This window comes from Anaerococcus degeneri, assembly GCF_017874475.1.
In the GTDB taxonomy this organism is placed as follows: Bacteria; Bacillota; Clostridia; order Tissierellales; family Peptoniphilaceae; genus Anaerococcus; species Anaerococcus degeneri.
In genome coordinates, this window is record NZ_JAGGLO010000002.1 from 82322 (window position 1) to 98099 (window position 15778).

The 15778-nt window shown below is 34.5% G+C and carries 19 protein-coding genes; 3 read left to right on the forward strand and 16 right to left on the reverse strand.

The window, feature by feature from the left end; translation table 11 throughout:
• Nucleotides 1-56: 56 nt before the first annotated feature.
• The 3 genes from J2Z38_RS03755 to J2Z38_RS03765 form a co-directional block, all read right to left on the reverse strand.
• The gene (locus J2Z38_RS03755) at nucleotides 57-935 is read right to left on the reverse strand and encodes a helix-turn-helix domain-containing protein (protein ID WP_209772619.1); all 879 of its coding nucleotides are present in this window, start codon (nucleotides 933-935) and stop codon (nucleotides 57-59) included.
• Nucleotides 936-1026: 91 nt separating this feature from the next.
• Nucleotides 1027-1920, reverse strand: coding sequence for a CPBP family intramembrane glutamic endopeptidase (locus J2Z38_RS03760; protein WP_209772620.1), 894 nt, complete (start codon nucleotides 1918-1920; stop codon nucleotides 1027-1029).
• A complete protein-coding gene (locus J2Z38_RS03765) occupies nucleotides 1917-2537 on the reverse strand; it encodes a hypothetical protein (protein ID WP_209772621.1) in 621 nt (206 codons plus the stop codon). The genes J2Z38_RS03760 and J2Z38_RS03765 overlap by 4 nt, the downstream gene beginning before the upstream one ends.
• Nucleotides 2538-2594: 57 nt before the next feature.
• On the opposite strand from J2Z38_RS03765, the gene J2Z38_RS03770 reads away from it, so the two are divergent.
• Nucleotides 2595-3452, forward strand: coding sequence for a hypothetical protein (locus J2Z38_RS03770; RefSeq protein WP_209772622.1), 858 nt, complete (start codon nucleotides 2595-2597; stop codon nucleotides 3450-3452).
• Between the two features lie 26 nt (nucleotides 3453-3478).
• Here the strand turns inward: J2Z38_RS03770 and J2Z38_RS03775 are convergent, their stop codons facing one another.
• The 6 genes from J2Z38_RS03775 to J2Z38_RS03800 all read right to left on the reverse strand — a co-directional run bounded on the left by J2Z38_RS03775 (nucleotide 3479) and on the right by J2Z38_RS03800 (nucleotide 7291).
• Nucleotides 3479-3640, reverse strand: a complete 162-nt coding sequence (locus J2Z38_RS03775) for a hypothetical protein (RefSeq protein ID WP_209772623.1) — start codon at nucleotides 3638-3640, stop codon at nucleotides 3479-3481.
• Between the two features lie 177 nt (nucleotides 3641-3817).
• Nucleotides 3818-4486 (reverse strand): TlpA disulfide reductase family protein, encoded by a 669-nt coding sequence (locus tag J2Z38_RS03780; RefSeq protein ID WP_209772625.1) that lies wholly within the window; start codon nucleotides 4484-4486, stop codon nucleotides 3818-3820.
• A complete protein-coding gene (locus J2Z38_RS03785) occupies nucleotides 4476-5339 on the reverse strand; it encodes a 4Fe-4S binding protein (protein ID WP_209772627.1) in 864 nt (287 codons plus the stop codon). Before J2Z38_RS03785 ends, J2Z38_RS03780 begins: the two co-directional genes overlap by 11 nt.
• Complete coding sequence (locus tag J2Z38_RS03790) at nucleotides 5332-5469, reverse strand: CD1871A family CXXC motif-containing protein (protein ID WP_209772852.1); 138 nt, start codon at nucleotides 5467-5469, stop codon at nucleotides 5332-5334. Before J2Z38_RS03790 ends, J2Z38_RS03785 begins: the two co-directional genes overlap by 8 nt.
• 51 nt (nucleotides 5470-5520) lie before the next feature.
• A complete protein-coding gene (locus J2Z38_RS03795) occupies nucleotides 5521-6630 on the reverse strand; it encodes a sensor histidine kinase (RefSeq protein WP_209772629.1) in 1110 nt (369 codons plus the stop codon).
• Entirely contained in the window at nucleotides 6611-7291 is a 681-nt protein-coding gene (locus J2Z38_RS03800) for a response regulator transcription factor (protein ID WP_209772632.1), read from the reverse strand. Before J2Z38_RS03800 ends, J2Z38_RS03795 begins: the two co-directional genes overlap by 20 nt.
• Before the next feature lie 234 nt (nucleotides 7292-7525).
• Between J2Z38_RS03800 and J2Z38_RS03805 the strand changes: the two genes are divergently transcribed.
• Nucleotides 7526-8146: a PepSY domain-containing protein gene (locus tag J2Z38_RS03805; protein ID WP_209772635.1), complete on the forward strand. Its 621-nt coding sequence runs from the start codon at nucleotides 7526-7528 to the stop codon at nucleotides 8144-8146.
• A gap of 152 nt (nucleotides 8147-8298) precedes the next feature.
• Nucleotides 8299-8901 (forward strand): PepSY domain-containing protein, encoded by a 603-nt coding sequence (locus tag J2Z38_RS03810; RefSeq protein ID WP_209772639.1) that lies wholly within the window; start codon nucleotides 8299-8301, stop codon nucleotides 8899-8901.
• A gap of 164 nt (nucleotides 8902-9065) precedes the next feature.
• Here J2Z38_RS03810 and fsa read toward each other — a convergent pair whose 3' ends face one another.
• The 7 genes from fsa to J2Z38_RS03845 form a co-directional block, all read right to left on the reverse strand.
• Nucleotides 9066-9719 carry a fructose-6-phosphate aldolase gene (gene fsa, locus J2Z38_RS03815; RefSeq protein ID WP_209772641.1) on the reverse strand — a complete coding sequence of 218 codons (654 nt, stop codon included), beginning with the start codon at nucleotides 9717-9719 and terminating at the stop codon, nucleotides 9066-9068.
• Nucleotides 9720-9873: 154 nt separating this feature from the next.
• Complete coding sequence (locus tag J2Z38_RS03820) at nucleotides 9874-10812, reverse strand: D-ribose ABC transporter substrate-binding protein (RefSeq protein ID WP_209772644.1); 939 nt, start codon at nucleotides 10810-10812, stop codon at nucleotides 9874-9876.
• 9 nt (nucleotides 10813-10821) lie between these two features.
• Nucleotides 10822-11766, reverse strand: coding sequence for an ABC transporter permease (locus tag J2Z38_RS03825; protein WP_209772646.1), 945 nt, complete (start codon nucleotides 11764-11766; stop codon nucleotides 10822-10824).
• Nucleotides 11763-13244 (reverse strand): sugar ABC transporter ATP-binding protein, encoded by a 1482-nt coding sequence (locus J2Z38_RS03830; RefSeq protein ID WP_209772649.1) that lies wholly within the window; start codon nucleotides 13242-13244, stop codon nucleotides 11763-11765. The genes J2Z38_RS03825 and J2Z38_RS03830 overlap by 4 nt, the downstream gene beginning before the upstream one ends.
• Nucleotides 13245-13252: 8 nt before the next feature.
• Entirely contained in the window at nucleotides 13253-13645 is a 393-nt protein-coding gene (gene rbsD / locus J2Z38_RS03835) for a D-ribose pyranase (RefSeq protein ID WP_209772652.1), read from the reverse strand.
• A 5-nt stretch (nucleotides 13646-13650) separates the two neighbouring features.
• Nucleotides 13651-14535 (reverse strand): ribokinase, encoded by an 885-nt coding sequence (locus J2Z38_RS03840; protein WP_209772655.1) that lies wholly within the window; start codon nucleotides 14533-14535, stop codon nucleotides 13651-13653.
• Entirely contained in the window at nucleotides 14522-15523 is a 1002-nt protein-coding gene (locus tag J2Z38_RS03845) for a LacI family DNA-binding transcriptional regulator (RefSeq protein WP_209772657.1), read from the reverse strand. The genes J2Z38_RS03840 and J2Z38_RS03845 overlap by 14 nt, the downstream gene beginning before the upstream one ends.
• Between the last annotated feature and the right edge of the window lie 255 nt (nucleotides 15524-15778).

Sequence of the window (15778 nt, forward strand, 5' to 3'; positions counted from 1 at the left end):
ATAAATCCAATATACTTAAATCAAGCAAATTAAAAAGGGACATGGGTGTCCCAATTTCAATTATTACTTAGAACGTCTCGTATGCCTTGGTCTACCCTCTTTAATACCTCATCTATTCCAAGGTGGCTTGCAAAAATTTTCGATAATTCTAAAGAATTTCTATAATTTTCATCTCCCAATTCATGTTGGCATAAAAATTTCTGATAATATAATAATGCAAACATCTCGTTATGATTAGAATATTTTGCAAAAGAAATTGCTTCGTTAATTTTTTCTAAGCCATTAAGAGAATCCCTCTCCATATCCATGACGTTAACAAGTGAGTAGTAGGCAATTAATTTTATAAGACTTTCCTCATTTTTATCTACTATGGATGATAAAATCTCTTTCCTATCAATATTTTTAAAATAAGCTTTATCATTACAAACATTTATAAGAAGTCTTGCTTCTAAAAAACTCAAATTTCCAGTCAATATCTTATTTTTATTTATCCTAGCGCTCGTGATGTACTCGAATTCTTCTTCTAGGCTAAGCAAAATTGGAGTTTTTAAAGATTTTATAAAAAGCCTTAACAGAGCTAGTTCATAGTCTTTTCCTTTGAAATTCTGATCCTTTTCTAAAATTTCTAACTTTTTTTCTAAAAGGAGGATTTCTTCCCTGGATTTAAAACCACAAAGTATATCAAAACTTGATAGGAGGTCCCTATATAAATAATGGGATTCATAGATATCTTTTATGTATAAATCAACTAGGTCAAGGTCAAGGCTTGCCGATAATTTTAGGAGGGTATCTATACTTGGCTCTTTGATTAGTCCATTTTCTATTCTAGATATGGACCTGCGGCTGATTCCAGATAAAAATGCCAAGTCTTCCTGGCTAATTTTTTTGTTTTCTCTAATTTTTGTTAAATCATTTCCAAATTTATAAATAGACATAAGACCTCCTTTCTATTTTTCAAATTATAATATAATATACCACTTTAATCTAATAAATATAATAAATCTTCCCAGCAAAAAAAAGATCCCACTATTTAGCGAGATCTCTTTGTTTTATTTTCCTTATTAATATTATTATTAAAATCGCTAGGACTATGGTGGTTACTATACTTCCCTCTACTCCGAAGCCTCCTCCTGAGATTAGTTCAGGGCCCTTTAAGTTTGTATTAAAAAGGGTACCTGGCGCTTGCTTGTTGCCGGAGACTGGAGATCCGTAAATATTAGCCATGATCATATTCCAGAAGGAATGGGCGGCTCCCACCATATAGATTGAGTCTTGTAGGTAAAATATTAGGGAAAATACCAGACCCATTAAAAATATATTTACAAAGGCCATTATGTTAAAGTCTGCATTTCCCAAGTGAAAGATGGAAAATATTAGGGAATTTGCTATTATTGCCAGGCTGATTTTGCCCCTTGCTGCCATCTGGTTCATTAAGATTGCCCTCAATAAAAATTCCTCTTCAAAGCCTTGGATTATCCAAGCTGGAAGGAAGATCAAAAAAAGTTTTATGTCAAAACCTCTTGGATTTTTTTCTATTTGTGCAAAACCTGCAAGATTTAAAATTAGAACAATTATAGTTAAAAGGCCAAATCCTAATAAAATCCCCTTGCCATAGTTTTTTATTTTATTGTTATCTACAAGTCCCAAAGATAGATTGGTTCTTTTTAGGATTTTCCTCGCAAAGACGTAGGCAAAAATTAGGGTGAAGGCTGTGGAATAAATTATCAAAAGGAAAAATATGTCCTTTTGGTAAAGAAGATTAAAAAAATCATCCAAAGCCTCGATTTTTCGGCCAAGACCCATGACTTGCCCGAGACAGTATTGGGGAATTATTACCAGAAGTGAAAGTATGACGGTAATAATAACCGGATTTAGGTCGTATGCCTTTTCCGTCTCTTTTATTGACTTATTTCCTATCATTTGACTAGGTCCAAGGCACCGCCGATTATGGCGTTGATAAAGTCTCTTGACTCAAAAATTTCATAGCCGAAGAGCTTTTTCTTTAGGAAAATTTTTGCATCCATGCTCTTAACTTCGCCACCATCCTTTGAAAGCTCCTTCATATAAGCTTCGTGTTGGTTTTCAGCTTCGAGATGGGCAACCTTGTCAAAACAGGTGACATAATTTACATTTGAAATCTTTAGGGTCACTTCCACTCCCCCGTCTATATCCAGCTTGTTTAAAACCTTAATATCAAGGTTTTTGAAATTATTTCTGACAAATTCGTCTTGTTTTTCGAGATCATCTGAATAGGACTTTTTGAGAACATCAAAAATCACATCCAGCCTATCCATATTTTCTTCCATAAAGGCTGTATCATCGGTTTTGATAGCTTTTTCCATCCTATCCACAGTCCTATTTATACTGTGAGATAGGCTTCTTGTTCCAAAAAATACCGCAACAACAAGGAGGATAAAGATTAAAATATAGGGACCAAAGGTCTTTCTCTTGCGCCTTTTTTCCCTAACACGCCTTTTCCTCTCACGGGTTTTTGGATTTTTATATTCTTTTTCTTCACTTCTTTTTTGTCTAGCCATAATTATATCCTTTTAAATTATTATACCATTTCTCTAATTTTATGATATGATAAATATATGAAGTATGTAAAAAATAATTTTGCCAACGGCCTTGCCTTTTTGGCTCTAGTGAGCCTAATCTTTAAGGCTTTTATAGGGCAAATTCTAGCAATTGATGAAAATTTAATAGAAAGGGCTCTCACTTCCTACGTCATAGCCTACCTAGCCTTTAAAATCTCATACATGGAGACAAAAAAGGTTGGCTTGCTGTTTATACCCCTTATTTTTCACAGCCTAGTCATGGCTCTTATTATAAGGGGCGGATTTTCGCAGAAAATTCCTAGCGATATGATTCAAATAATAACCACGCTTTATAAATTATTGGTCATGGTTGGAGTCTTTTTTGCCATTGAACTGTTCTTTAATAAACTCTTGGGAAGCCTTGCAACATCAATCTTAGGCGGATTTTCACTTTTGATTTTTATTGCCATTGCCTTTAGCAAAAAGCTTGCCTTCCTAGAATCTTTTGTGGATTTTTTCCTCTATTTTAGCTTCTATGTAATGGCTATCAGAGTGAGGTCGGCAGCAAGCCTAAATCCTCTCCTCCTAGTCTTTAGCCTAATCTTGGTGGCAGGTGAAATATATATCAAGGAAAAATATATAAAAATCGACTACGGATTTTTATTAAGCATCTTCCCCTTATCCTACCTATCCCTTAAAACTGTGACTAGCGAGTCGGCTTTCGACCTTATCGATCACTTGATTTTTGCCCTAATCTATATCTATCCGGCCCTTTTTGTGATTATCAAAGCAAGGCTTGATATAGAAATCTTAGCCATTTCAATAATCGCCATCCTCGCTTCTTATATTCTTGGCCAAGGAATTTATAAAATTAAAAACAAATATCTTTCCTATTTGCTATTAGGAATCAACTAGAAACGCAGACTCTTAGCCTGCGTTCTTTAAATTATTTCCTTAAGAAACATTGCTATAGCAACGACAGCTATGGTTTTAATAATAGATAGGGTTTTGTCCATGCCATATTTTTTAACTAGGAATTTTGACAAAAATTCCATTATGATGGTTACTATCAAAGTAATTATAAAAATTTTTAGGTATCTCATTTTCTCCTCCTTATTTGATTTCCAAACTAGGTCCCTTGTGGCAAGCTTGCCTAGGGGATTATTTTCCTTATTTTATCATAGTCGTTTCTTTAATTATATCAAAGATTGGCTATTTTTGGCAAAAGAAAATCCCGACAAAGTCGGGATCAACAGAATATTTATAGGGGAGTTAATTTCTTATTTGTTTGAAGCTTCCTTAGCTAGTTTTATATTTTCCTTTAATTTAGCAAGTTGGTCTTCACTTGTGATTGCTCCTACCACATCTTCACCGACGATATTGCCGTTTTTGTCAACTACGATTGTTGTTGGATAAGCAAATACGTGGTCTAGGTATTTTTTGATTTCGCCTTCGTTTTTAACGCCTAGGGCTTGGTAGGTTGGCTTGTTTTCACCAATTATTCTCTTGAAGGCATCCATGGTTGATTGGTCATACTCTGCGTCTGTGCAAAGAGTGACGAAGTTTACCTTATCGTCCTTCTTAAAATCATCTGCTACCTTATTTAATTCTGGCATCTCTTGGATGCAGGCAGAACAGCCTGTAAACCATAGGTTGATTACTGTTGCATCATAGTTTTTGAAATCTTCGTTGGTAAATTTCTTGCCGTCTTGGTCTTTGGCCTCAAACTTGCCTAAAGTATTTGGTTTTTCACCTTCTACTTGAGGTTCTTCAATTGGGGTTGTTGTATCATTTGTAATTTTAGCGCCTTCTGGAAGGTCTTCTTTGCTAATTGCTTCTTGTTTTACATCTTCTTTTGTCTTAGCTTCTTCCTTGGCGTCTTTTTGTCCGCAAGCAGCAAGACTTGCTGCCATCATTAAAGTTAAAATCATTTTGCTCTTATTTTTCATTTTTTTCTCCTTTTTTTCTTATAAACTCGCTTGTGATAGCCTTTGTTGGACAGGCTTTCACACAATCTCCGCACCTGATACATTCTAAGTGTGCGGTATTTTTTCTAATATCAACATCCATCTTACATACCCTTGCGCACTTGCCGCAGTTGATGCACTTATCCTCGCTCAATTTTAATTGATAGAGGGAAAATTTATTAAAGAGCGAATAAAATGCACCCAGCGGGCAAATCCACTTGCAAAATGGTCTGAAAAATCCAATGGATAGGATGATTGTAATGAGTAAAATTACAAATTTAAACCTAAATAGAGGACCAAGGGCCGCTCTTAGTGAAAGATTTCTCGCCGCAAGAGGTAGGGCTGCTTCCATAATGCCCTGAGGGCAAACGTACTTGCAAAAGAATGGAGGCACAACTTCGTACTGGCCTTTTAAGGCAAAGCCTACTCCAACAAGGATGCCAGTTAAAATTATGTATTTTATACTCCTCAACGCTTTCAACTTCTTAGTCGAAAATTTCTTTGTCGGAATCTTGTGTAGCAAGTCTTGGAAAAATCCAAATGGACATAAAAATCCACAGATAAGTCTACCAAAGATGACCCCAAAAAACATTATAAGGCCGATTACATAATAGGAAAACTTATATTTTTTTGATCCTATAACAGCTTGGAGACTTCCAATCGGGCAAGAACCCGCCGCTCCCGGACAGGAGTAGCAATTTAATCCAGGCAGACAGGCTTTTTTGCCAGGGCCCTGGTAGATTTTGCCTTTTAGGAAATTATCCAAGTGGAAGTTGTGGGCCAGGGTGGATAAGGCTTGAATGATGAGTTTTTTGTAATTTTTTACCTTATCCAATGCCTATACACTCCAAACACAAATTGATTGCCTTCATAAAAACTGTATCCACTTCTTTTCTATAGACCCCAAAGCCTATGAAGGCAAGGCTTAGGGCAAGAAGGGCAAATGTAATTTTTCTTTCTTTCATCTTAACCACCTTTTTCATATTTTATATTCTATCAAAGCCTATGTTAAATTCTCATAAAGACTTGGGAATATTTATAAGAAAAACTGACCCTTGGGGTTTATTGTCTGAAATTTCAATCTTTGCGCCTAGCATATTTGCTATTGTTTTTGACAAGGAAAGACCTATTCCATAGCCTTCTTGGCCCCTTGATGAGTCGATTTGATAGAAAAGGTCAAAAATTCTTTCCTTATCAGAATCAGAAATCCCAAGACCTGTATCGGCGATTTTTATTTTTACAGATTCAGAATCTTCCACAGCAGAAATTTCTACCTTACCGCCTGGTCTGTTGTATTTAATGGCATTTTCTACTATATTAAAGACCAATCTCTGGAGGAGGCCGTCGTCTGTGACTAGGTTTATATCAGTTTTTCCCGTAATAAGGTCGACATTTTTAAGGTCTGCCTTATCTTCTAGGTCTAAAATTATTTCATCTATTAATATATCAAGATTTACTTCATCGAGTTTGAGGGCGGATTTTTTCCTCAAAGATAAAATCGCATCAACCAGGCCATTTAGCTTGCCAACATTGCTATCAAGGACTCTAAGCATTTTGAGGGCGTCTTCGTCCTTTGTCTTTTGCCTATAAAGGTCAATCTGGCTTTGCATAACGGCTATGGGAGTCCTTAGCTCGTGGGCCACATTTGATGAAAAATCCTTCTGCCTCTTGTAATCAGCGTAGATTTTTTTAAGCATCTTATTAAAAGCTTTTGAAAGCTCGACGATTTCACTTGAAGTATTATCCAAAATCACCAAATTTTCAAAACTTTCCGGCTTATCTATGTCAACCTCGGTTAGCTTTTTCTGGAGCTTTTTGAGGGGTGCAAGGATTTTCTTTATTATAAAGGCAAAGGAAAGAGATCCCAGGATAATCACAGTCGACATCACAAAAATTAGGTAGATTGTAAAGTCGCTTGCCGATTGGACCTTGGTTGTATCTACAAAAAGGACCATGGACCTGTCCATGTTTCCCATATTTGCGTTCATTTCCTCTATTACACCGTTCATTACCATGGCCTGCTTGCGGTTAATCAGGTACATGCTAACAAGAAGCATGATTATAAAAATCACCACAACAGCACAAATCAGTTTGAAAATTACCGAATCATAGACTTTCTGTTTCATGAATCCTATATCCCTTGCCAATTACATTTTCAATTAGGTTTTTGCCGCAAGCCACTCTTAGTTTTTTCCTTAGTGAAGACATGTGGACTCTCACTGTATTTGAAAATCCATCCGCATTTGAATCCCAAACGTGTTCGATAAGCTCTTCTGCCGAAATAAAACGCTCAGAATTTAAAAACAAGTATTCCAATATCCCAGTTTCTTTGACAGTAAGGGGGATAACTTCACCGTCAAAAGAGGCTTGCCTCTTGATTGTGTCAAAGGAAAGTCCAGAAATATCTATAACTGTGGCCTGGTGGATTTTTTTGCCCCTCAAATGCGAACGCATCCTAGCATCAAGTTCCCTTAAGGCAAAAGGCTTAACCATATAGTCGCTCGCCCCAAGGTCAAGACCTTTGACCCTGTCTTCTATGTCAGATCTTGCAGTAAGCATAATAATGGCTACTTCCTTGTTATCTTCTCTAATGGCCCTTAGGACCTCAAAGCCGTCCCTGCCCGGCAAATTCACATCCAAAATTATTAGGTCATAGGATTCAACATAAGCCATATCAATGGCATCATCACCATTACTAGCCTTATCAGTCACATAACCCAAAAGTGTGAGCCCCTCTGCTATAGAATCTAATAAATCTAATTCATCTTCTACTATTAATACCTTCATATTCACCTTCCTTGAAAGTAGTTTATTTCACTTTGATTATATCACAATCTTGTTAAATTATGGTTAAGATTTCTTGCTTCGTATTAAATTTATAAATCTTAAAATTTTTGTAAGAAATCTTAAATATCTTTTATTTTTACTTTACATTTTATAATGTCCAGTATAATATATACTATAGATAAGTATTCTCTTATCTTGGAACTTAATAAAGAGAATAAATGGAGAGTAATATTTATGAAAAATAAAAATTTAGCCCTAGTTTTAGCTACAGCCCTAGTTTTAGGTGCATGCGGCAACCAAGCGGCAAAACCAAAAGAAGAAACTAAACAAGAAGAAAGTCAAACAACTGAAAGCAAGGGTGTCAAGGAAGTGGAAAACACCAAAAAAGATCATGACGAAAATTCACTAATAGATGCAGACAGAGATCCAATACCACAAGTAGCTACAAATCCAGAAGAAGCAGTAAAAATCTTCCACGAGCACAAATTCGGTGATGGATCTGTAGGAGCTATAAATATATCAAAACTAAAATTATCATTCTTTAACGAAGCCTTAGATTACGAAATAGAAGGATTCAAAGATGGCAAAGAATATAAACTAAAAATTGCAGATAATGGAAAAATCGTAGAAGAAGAAATCGATGAAGATGATGATACCAACAAATTAGCCCTAGATTTCGATAAAATTATACCAGCAACAGAAGCCATGGAAAAAGCCCTAAAAGGCCAAGCAAAAAATGCCTGGGTTGTAGAATACGAGCTAGAAATAGATGATGGCAGGGCTGTTTATGATATAGATATAGAAAATGGCAGAGATGTAAAAATAGATGCAGCAACAGGTGAAATAATCAAATAATTTTAGAAAATAGGCCCTTGGGTCTATTTTTTGTCTTTGTTTTCCAAAATTTCACTTTTTTTGATAGGTTTTGGCATTAAACTCTAAAATTTGTAAAATAAAGCCCTTTTGGTATAATTTAAGAGATAAATCGATTAAAAGGGAGTATATAGATGAACAAAAAATTATTAGCCTTACTATTAGCAGGAACCTTTGTTTTTGCTGGCTGCAATCAAGATAAAGCAGAAAACAAGGAAGAAACAAAACAAGAAGAACAAGCAGAAAAACCTGCTGAAGACGCAAAAGACGAAGGCAAAGAAGAAAAACCAGAAGAAAAAGCAGACGAAAAAACAGCTGACATAGTTCTTCCAGACAACAAGGTAACATTAAAGGCAGCAAGCTACAAGTTTGAAAGCCATGTGGGTGGCGCACCTTACAACCTAACAGAAGTGACCTACGAAGTAGAAGATAATGGAGAGGCTTATTACAATTTTGAAGGTGAAAAAGATGGAAAAGAGTATAAGCTAAAGGTAAATGCCAACTCAGCAGAAACCACAGAAGCCGAAATAGAAAAAGGAGCCGACAAGAAAAATACAGTAGACCTAGGCAAATCCATCCCACCAGAAGAAGCAATGAGAATAGCCCTAGAATCAAACGGCGGCGGCACTGTAAAAGAATGGAAACTCGTTAACGACGGCGAAGGCGAAAAATACGAAATCGAACTAGAAGACGGCAAAGAAATCACAGTTAATGCTATAAATAAAAAAGTAATGTAAGAAAAGCTAGCTAAAGATTACTCAAATAATCTAAAAGCTAGCTTTTTAAATATCTAATTTAAAATCCATAAAAAATTTTATAATAAGATATAATTGAAATTTACTATTATTTTCTTATTTGTAACATTCTAACACAACATTCTAGAAAAAACTTAGATTTCTTTCTACTTTGTTTTTTCTATGAAACTATCCCAGTCTTTTTTGAAACTTTCTATACCTTGAGTTGTAAGTGGATGGGTCCAAAGTTTTTCGAAAAGAGTGCCCGGAATAGTTGCTATATGAGCCCCAGCTATGGCTGCTTCTTCTAGGTGCTTGTTGGTCCTTATTGAGGCAGCTATGATTTCACTTTCTAGGCCATAGTTATCTAATACTGTCTTTAGGTCATAAATTAGCCTGATTCCATCTTCGCCCATATCATCGATTCTGCCGACAAATGGTGAAATATAGGTCGCTCCTGCCTTTGCTGCCATAAGTCCTTGAGCTACTGAGAAGATTAGTGTGCAGTTTGTTTTGATTCCTTCTTTTGATAAGGTGTTTACTGCTTTTAGTCCGTCTTCTGTCATTGGGATTTTTACAACTATATTGTCTGCCCACTTGACTATTTCACGAGCTTCTTTGACCATAGTTTCATAGTCATAGCTTGTTACTTCAGCTGAGATTGGCCCATCGACAAAAGATGCAATCTCTGTGACAACTTCTTTAAAATCCCTGCCTTCTTTGTTGATAAGTGAAGGATTAGTTGTAACTCCATCACAAAGGCCTAGGTCGTTGATTCTTTTTATTTGCTCTACGTTTGCTGTATCTAAGAAAAATTTCATTGTTACTCCTTTTGATTTTTCCTATGTTTTATTATAAAACATTACCCTGCTCAAATCTTTTTTACATTTTGGTAATTAAAGCTTTTGGCAGGGTGTTTGTTTCTTTATTATAAATCTATCGTTTGTATTCCCTCAGAGCTTCAAGCTTATTTTTTTATTTAACTAATTCTAGTGGGGAATCGATATGTTCTTCTATTGTTTCACCTTTTAGGTGGTTTATTGCGTTTTCCATAGCTAGTTTACCCATTTCTTTAGGTTGTTGAGCTACAGTTGCAGCAAGGTCGCCATTTTTTACAGCTTCTACGGCATCATCGTTTCCGTCAAATCCTACTATTACTATATCTTTACCGCTAGCTTTTATTGCTTCGCTTGCTCCTAAGGCCATTTCGTCGTTTTGGCAGAATACTGCTTTTACATCTGGTTGTGCTTGGAGTAAGTTTTCCATTACTGTTAATCCTTCAGCTCTGTCAAAGTTTGCTGTTTGGCTTGCTACAAGGTTTATTTTATCCTTTGTTGCTTCTTCAAATCCTTGACCTCTTTCACGTGTAGAGCTTGCTCCAGGTATACCTTCTAGTTGGATTACTTCAGCATTTTCTCCTACTTTTTCTAGGATAAATTCGCCTGCCATCTTGCCACCTTCTACGTTGTTACTTGCAACAAGGCTTACTATTTCACCATCTTCAGTTCCTCTGTCTACACAGATTACAGGGATATTTGCTTCATTTGCTTTTTGTACTGATGAAGATATTGCTGTAGAGTCTACTGGATTTATGATTATTAGGTCTACTTTTTGTGTGATTAAGTCTTCTATTTGGTTTGATTGAACAGAAGAATCATTTTGTGCATCTGAAATTACAACTTCTGCACCTTCTTCTTTTGCTTTTTCTTCTATACCTTCTCTGATTGATACAAAGAATGGGTTGTTTAAGGTTGATAAAGATACTCCTATTTTATATCCACCTTCTTTTGTTTCTACACTTGTTTCTGTTGATTTTTCTTCTGTTTTTGCTTTATCTTCCCCTTCTATAGAACAAGCTGCTAGTACAAATACTGCTAGAAGCAAGAATGATAAACGTTTGATAATTTTTTTCATTTGTTCCTCCTATTTATTTCTCTTTCTGTCTATTAATACTGCTACTAAAATGACGATACCCTTGACTATTTGTTGATAGAAGCTTGAAACTCCGAGTAAGTTTAGTCCGTTATTTAAAACGCCGAGTATTAAAATACCTATTAAAGTACCTGTTAATGATCCACTACCGCCTGACATACTTGTTCCTCCAAGTACTACTGCAGCAATGGCATCCATCTCGTAGGCTGTACCTGCTGTTGGCTGAGCTGAATTTAGTCTAGATGTGAGTACCAAACCTGATAAAACTGCCATTAAAGCTGAAATTATATAAACCCATGTTTTTACTTTATCAATATTGATACCTGATATAAAACTTGCTTTTTCATTGCCGCCTACGGCATATATTTTTCTGCCAAATGGTGTTTTGTTTAGGATAATCCATAATATTATAAAAACTATAGCAAAAAGTATAACTGGAAATGGAATACCAAATACAGTCCCCTTGCCTAAAAATTTAAAGAGAAAATCTTCTTTTGGTCCAGGGATTGGGCGACCTTCTGTATATACTAAAGTTAATCCTCTAAATATTGTCATAGTTGCAAGGGTTACTATAAAAGGTGCAAGTTTTCCCTTGGTTATTAAAATACCATTTATTAACCCAAGACCGAATCCTATTACAAGAGCTATTAAAATAGCTGGTAGAGTTCCTATTCCATTTTGTAATAATCCTGCAAATACAGCTGATGTAATGGCTAGAGTAGATCCTACTGATAGGTCAATTCCTCCTGTTAGAATTACAAAAGTCATACCTAGCGCAATAAATCCATTTATTATTAATTGTCGCATTAAGTTTAGTAAGTTTGTTGGTTGCAAGAATGCTCCATTCATCAAACTTACAAAAACTATTAGAATTACTAGGGCAATTAGATTGCCTAGATTTTGATTATTTTTTAATTTAGCTTTAAATTCGCTCATAGTTTTCCTCCTGTAGCTAGAGTCATTATTTTTTCTTGATTTGCTTCTTCTCTTAATAGTTCTCCTTGAACTTCTCCTTCATGAATTACATATATCCTGTCTGATAATGATAGCAATTCTGGCAAGTCACTTGATATTAATATGACTGCTACACCTTGATGGGTAAGGTTATTTATTAGGTCATATATTTCTCTTTTTGCACCAACATCTACACCCTTTGTTGGTTCATCCAATATCAATATTTCAGGATCTATGGCATACCATTTAGCAAATACTACTTTTTGTTGGTTACCACCGGATAAATCCTGAACTTTCGCTTCACTTGATGTTGTCTTTACTTTAAAATCGCCTACCAATTTATTTGATAGAAGGTTTTCCTTGGCCTTATCTATAAACATTCCTGGTGTAAATTTATTAAAATTGAGAAGGGAGATATTTTCTTTAATTGATTCATCTAGAACTAGACCTTCTTCCTGTCTATTTTCTGTTACAAAGCCAATCTTGTTTTTTATCGCATCTATCGGTTTATTGATTTCAACTTTTTTGCCATCAATAAAAACTTCTCCAGAATCTTTTGGATCTAGACCAAAAAGTGCTCTCATTATCTCAGTCCTACCTGCTCCCATAAGACCAGATATACCAAGCACCTCGCCTTTTTTAGCACAGATATTAATATCGTTAAAATAAGGAGGTCTTGAGAAATTTTTAAGTTCAATTTTTACATCGGTGATTTCTGCATCCATTTCCGGATAAAAATCTCCTATGTCCCTACCTACCATGTGGGAAACAACTTCAGCTTCATTGGTATCGTTGGTATCTAGTATTGCAACTGATTTACCATCCCTCATTACTGTAATTTTTTGGGTAAGAGCAAATATTTCTTCCATTCTGTGAGAGATATAAATCATTGATACTCCCTCATCTCTCAGTCTTTTCATAAGCAAAAACAATTTATCTATTTCATTGTTTGTAAGAGCGCTGGTTGGTTCATCTAATATCAAAATATTTACTTTATTTAGGTTCGCCTTAGCTATCTCCATCATTTGTCTTTGACCAACTGATAAATTTGAGACCTTAGTATCTGGATCTACATCTAAGTCAAATCTTTTCAAAAACTCTTTTGTCTTTTCTCTCATAGTCTTGATATCCAAAAAAGAACCCTTTTTGATTTCGTTATTCATAAATATATTTTCCATCACAGTAAGCTCTGGCCAGTCACTAAGCTCTTGGTGGATAAAACTTATACCTAAATCTTTGGCTACGTTGGTGTCTTTGATATCAACTTCTTTACCGTCTATTAAAATTTTCCCTTTATCTTTTTCTAAAACACCTGATAAAATATTCATGAGGGTAGATTTACCTGCCCCATTTTCTCCTACCAAGGCGTGGATTTCATTTTCTCCTAATTTAAAATCTACTCCCTGCAAGACATGGTTTTTACCAAATGATTTATAGATATCCTTCATTTCTACAATCATGATAGCTCCTAAAAAATATTCTTTGCTTTGAGGATAATATTAGAATATGGTGTATTCTCACCTGTTCTTATTACAAATTTCACATCATCAAGTTTTTTCTTAAAGTCTTCATGGCTAATATAGTCTGCACTAATATCACCTAATAATTCTTTGATAGCTTTTTCTTGGCTTGGGTTGTTTTCTTTGATTTCTTCTGCTAGTATATAGGCTTCACAGCCAAAGTCTTCTAGCAAAACTTCTAAAACGTCAATAAATTTTGGTTCTCCTAACTTCAAAGCCAAGTCTATTTTTTTACTAGGATCTATCGGTAGACCACAATCTCCAATAGCTATTAAATCTGTATGACCCAAATCTGATAGCCTTTTTGATATTTCACTATTTAAAATTCCATTTCTCTTCATGTTTTTTACCCCTTAAATTTTAATACTGCTTCATGACTTGGTATGGAAATACTAGCTCCCTTTTTTGTTACTGAGAGCGCTGACGCCTTTGTCGCAACTTCTAAACATTTTTCAATTCTTTCTCCCTTATAAAAATAAGTTACGAAATAACCTGTAAATGTATCTCCTGCACCTGTGGTATCTACAGCATCTACCTTAAATGAATCTTGATTTATTAAATTATCCTTATCAAAATACATAGACCCGTTTTTACCAAAAGTCTCAACTACTTTTAGAGATGGAAAATTATCTCTAAAATAATTAACTGCTTTTTTAGCATCAGAAACTTTCGCCAGTGCCTTTGCTTCTGTCTCATTTACTAAAAGAAGATCTATCTTATCAAGGTCAATTTTTTCGATCTCATCTGTTATAGGTGATGGATTTAGAACAATTTTTAGCCCATTTTCATAAGCCTTATTTACTATATATGGCATACAGTTAATCTCATTTTGTAATACTAGAATATCGTCTTTTTCAAAATGTGATAAAACCTCATCAACATAAGACTCGCTATTATCAAAATTTGCCCCTTTATAAAGAACGATAGAATTTTCACCCTTATCATCAACTTGGATAATTGCATTGCCAGTAAGTTTATCGCTTTTTTTAAGTAGGCTTGTATCCACTCCAAAATTTTCCATCTCTTCGATAAGGAAGTTTCCATCAGTGCCTATACTTCCTGCGTGGTAGACGCTATCTGATACCTTAGCCAGAGCAACTGATTGGTTTAATCCCTTGCCTCCAGCGCGTTTTTCTATTGATTCTGAACTTATTGTTTCCCCTGGTCTTACAATATGTTCGACCCTAAAAAATATGTCAATATTAATAGAACCAAAATTAAGAATTTTCATATTTTATACCTACACTTTCTCTTTCAACAATCCTCGGATCTATAACAACTTTTTCTGCAGGTTTTCCATCATTTATTAAATTATCAGCCATATCAATAGCTTCCTTGGCTAAAAGTTTAAGATTTTGATCAATAGATGTCAAACCCGGTGTGATAATGTCATCAAAAAATAAATTATCATAAGAAATTATGCTTATCTCTTTCCCAATAGTAATATTATTTTCCTTAAAATAATTAATCAGTCCATAAGAAGACATATCTGAAAAGGAAAAAATAGCATCAATATTCTTATCAATAAAAAATCTTCCAGATTTGTAGCCTTCTTCATAGGAATAATCTCCGTGAATCATATTTGAAGAATCAATGTAAATTCCATAATCCATAGAAGCTTTGATCCCTCCGGATAACCTACGTGATGAGTTGGCAGTAGATCTAGGACCTAGGAGCATCCCTATATTCTTGTAGCCTCTTTTTATAAGATATTCAACAGCTAAATAACCACCTTTTTCATTATTACCGGTAACAATATTGTTCTTCCTATCTGTAAAATCATATTCATCTAGAAAAATAATATTATTCTTTTTTATATCATTTTCTGTTAAGCCGACAATATTTCTATCAACCACAAAGGAAGCCATAAAATAATTATTTTTCAATATATTTACAAAATCTTTACTTTGCAAAAGCTTATTATTTGTATTGTAAATATATAAAAAATAGTCTTTTTCTCTAGCAAAATATGTAAGCTGCTTTATTATTGAAGAATAAAAGGGGTTTACGATATCAGGAATAACCACCATAATGGAGTTACCCTTCTTGCTCGCCAAAGCCTTTGCATAATTGTTAGGATTATAATTTAATTCGTGAGCAGCTTTGATTACTTTTTGTCTAGTAGCGTCGGATATTTTATTGTTTGTTTTGTTTAAAACCATCGAAACAGTAGTAATAGATACTCCCGCTTTCTTAGCCACATCTTTTATATTCGCCATTTTAACCTCATTAAAACGTTTTACCTATATTTAGTATATTACAAATCACTCACTTGTCAAGTATCAATTTTAAATTTTTTTATTTTTTAAATTTCCATCGTTCTTATTTATCAATTTTCTCACAAGATGATTTTTACGCATCTATAATTCTTTTTTTATTATGATTAGTTAAATTACAGTAAAAATAATTAAGTATGGCATATTTTTATTAAAAAAATCGTGCTATAAAAAGCATTTTTTACTTCTACTAACACG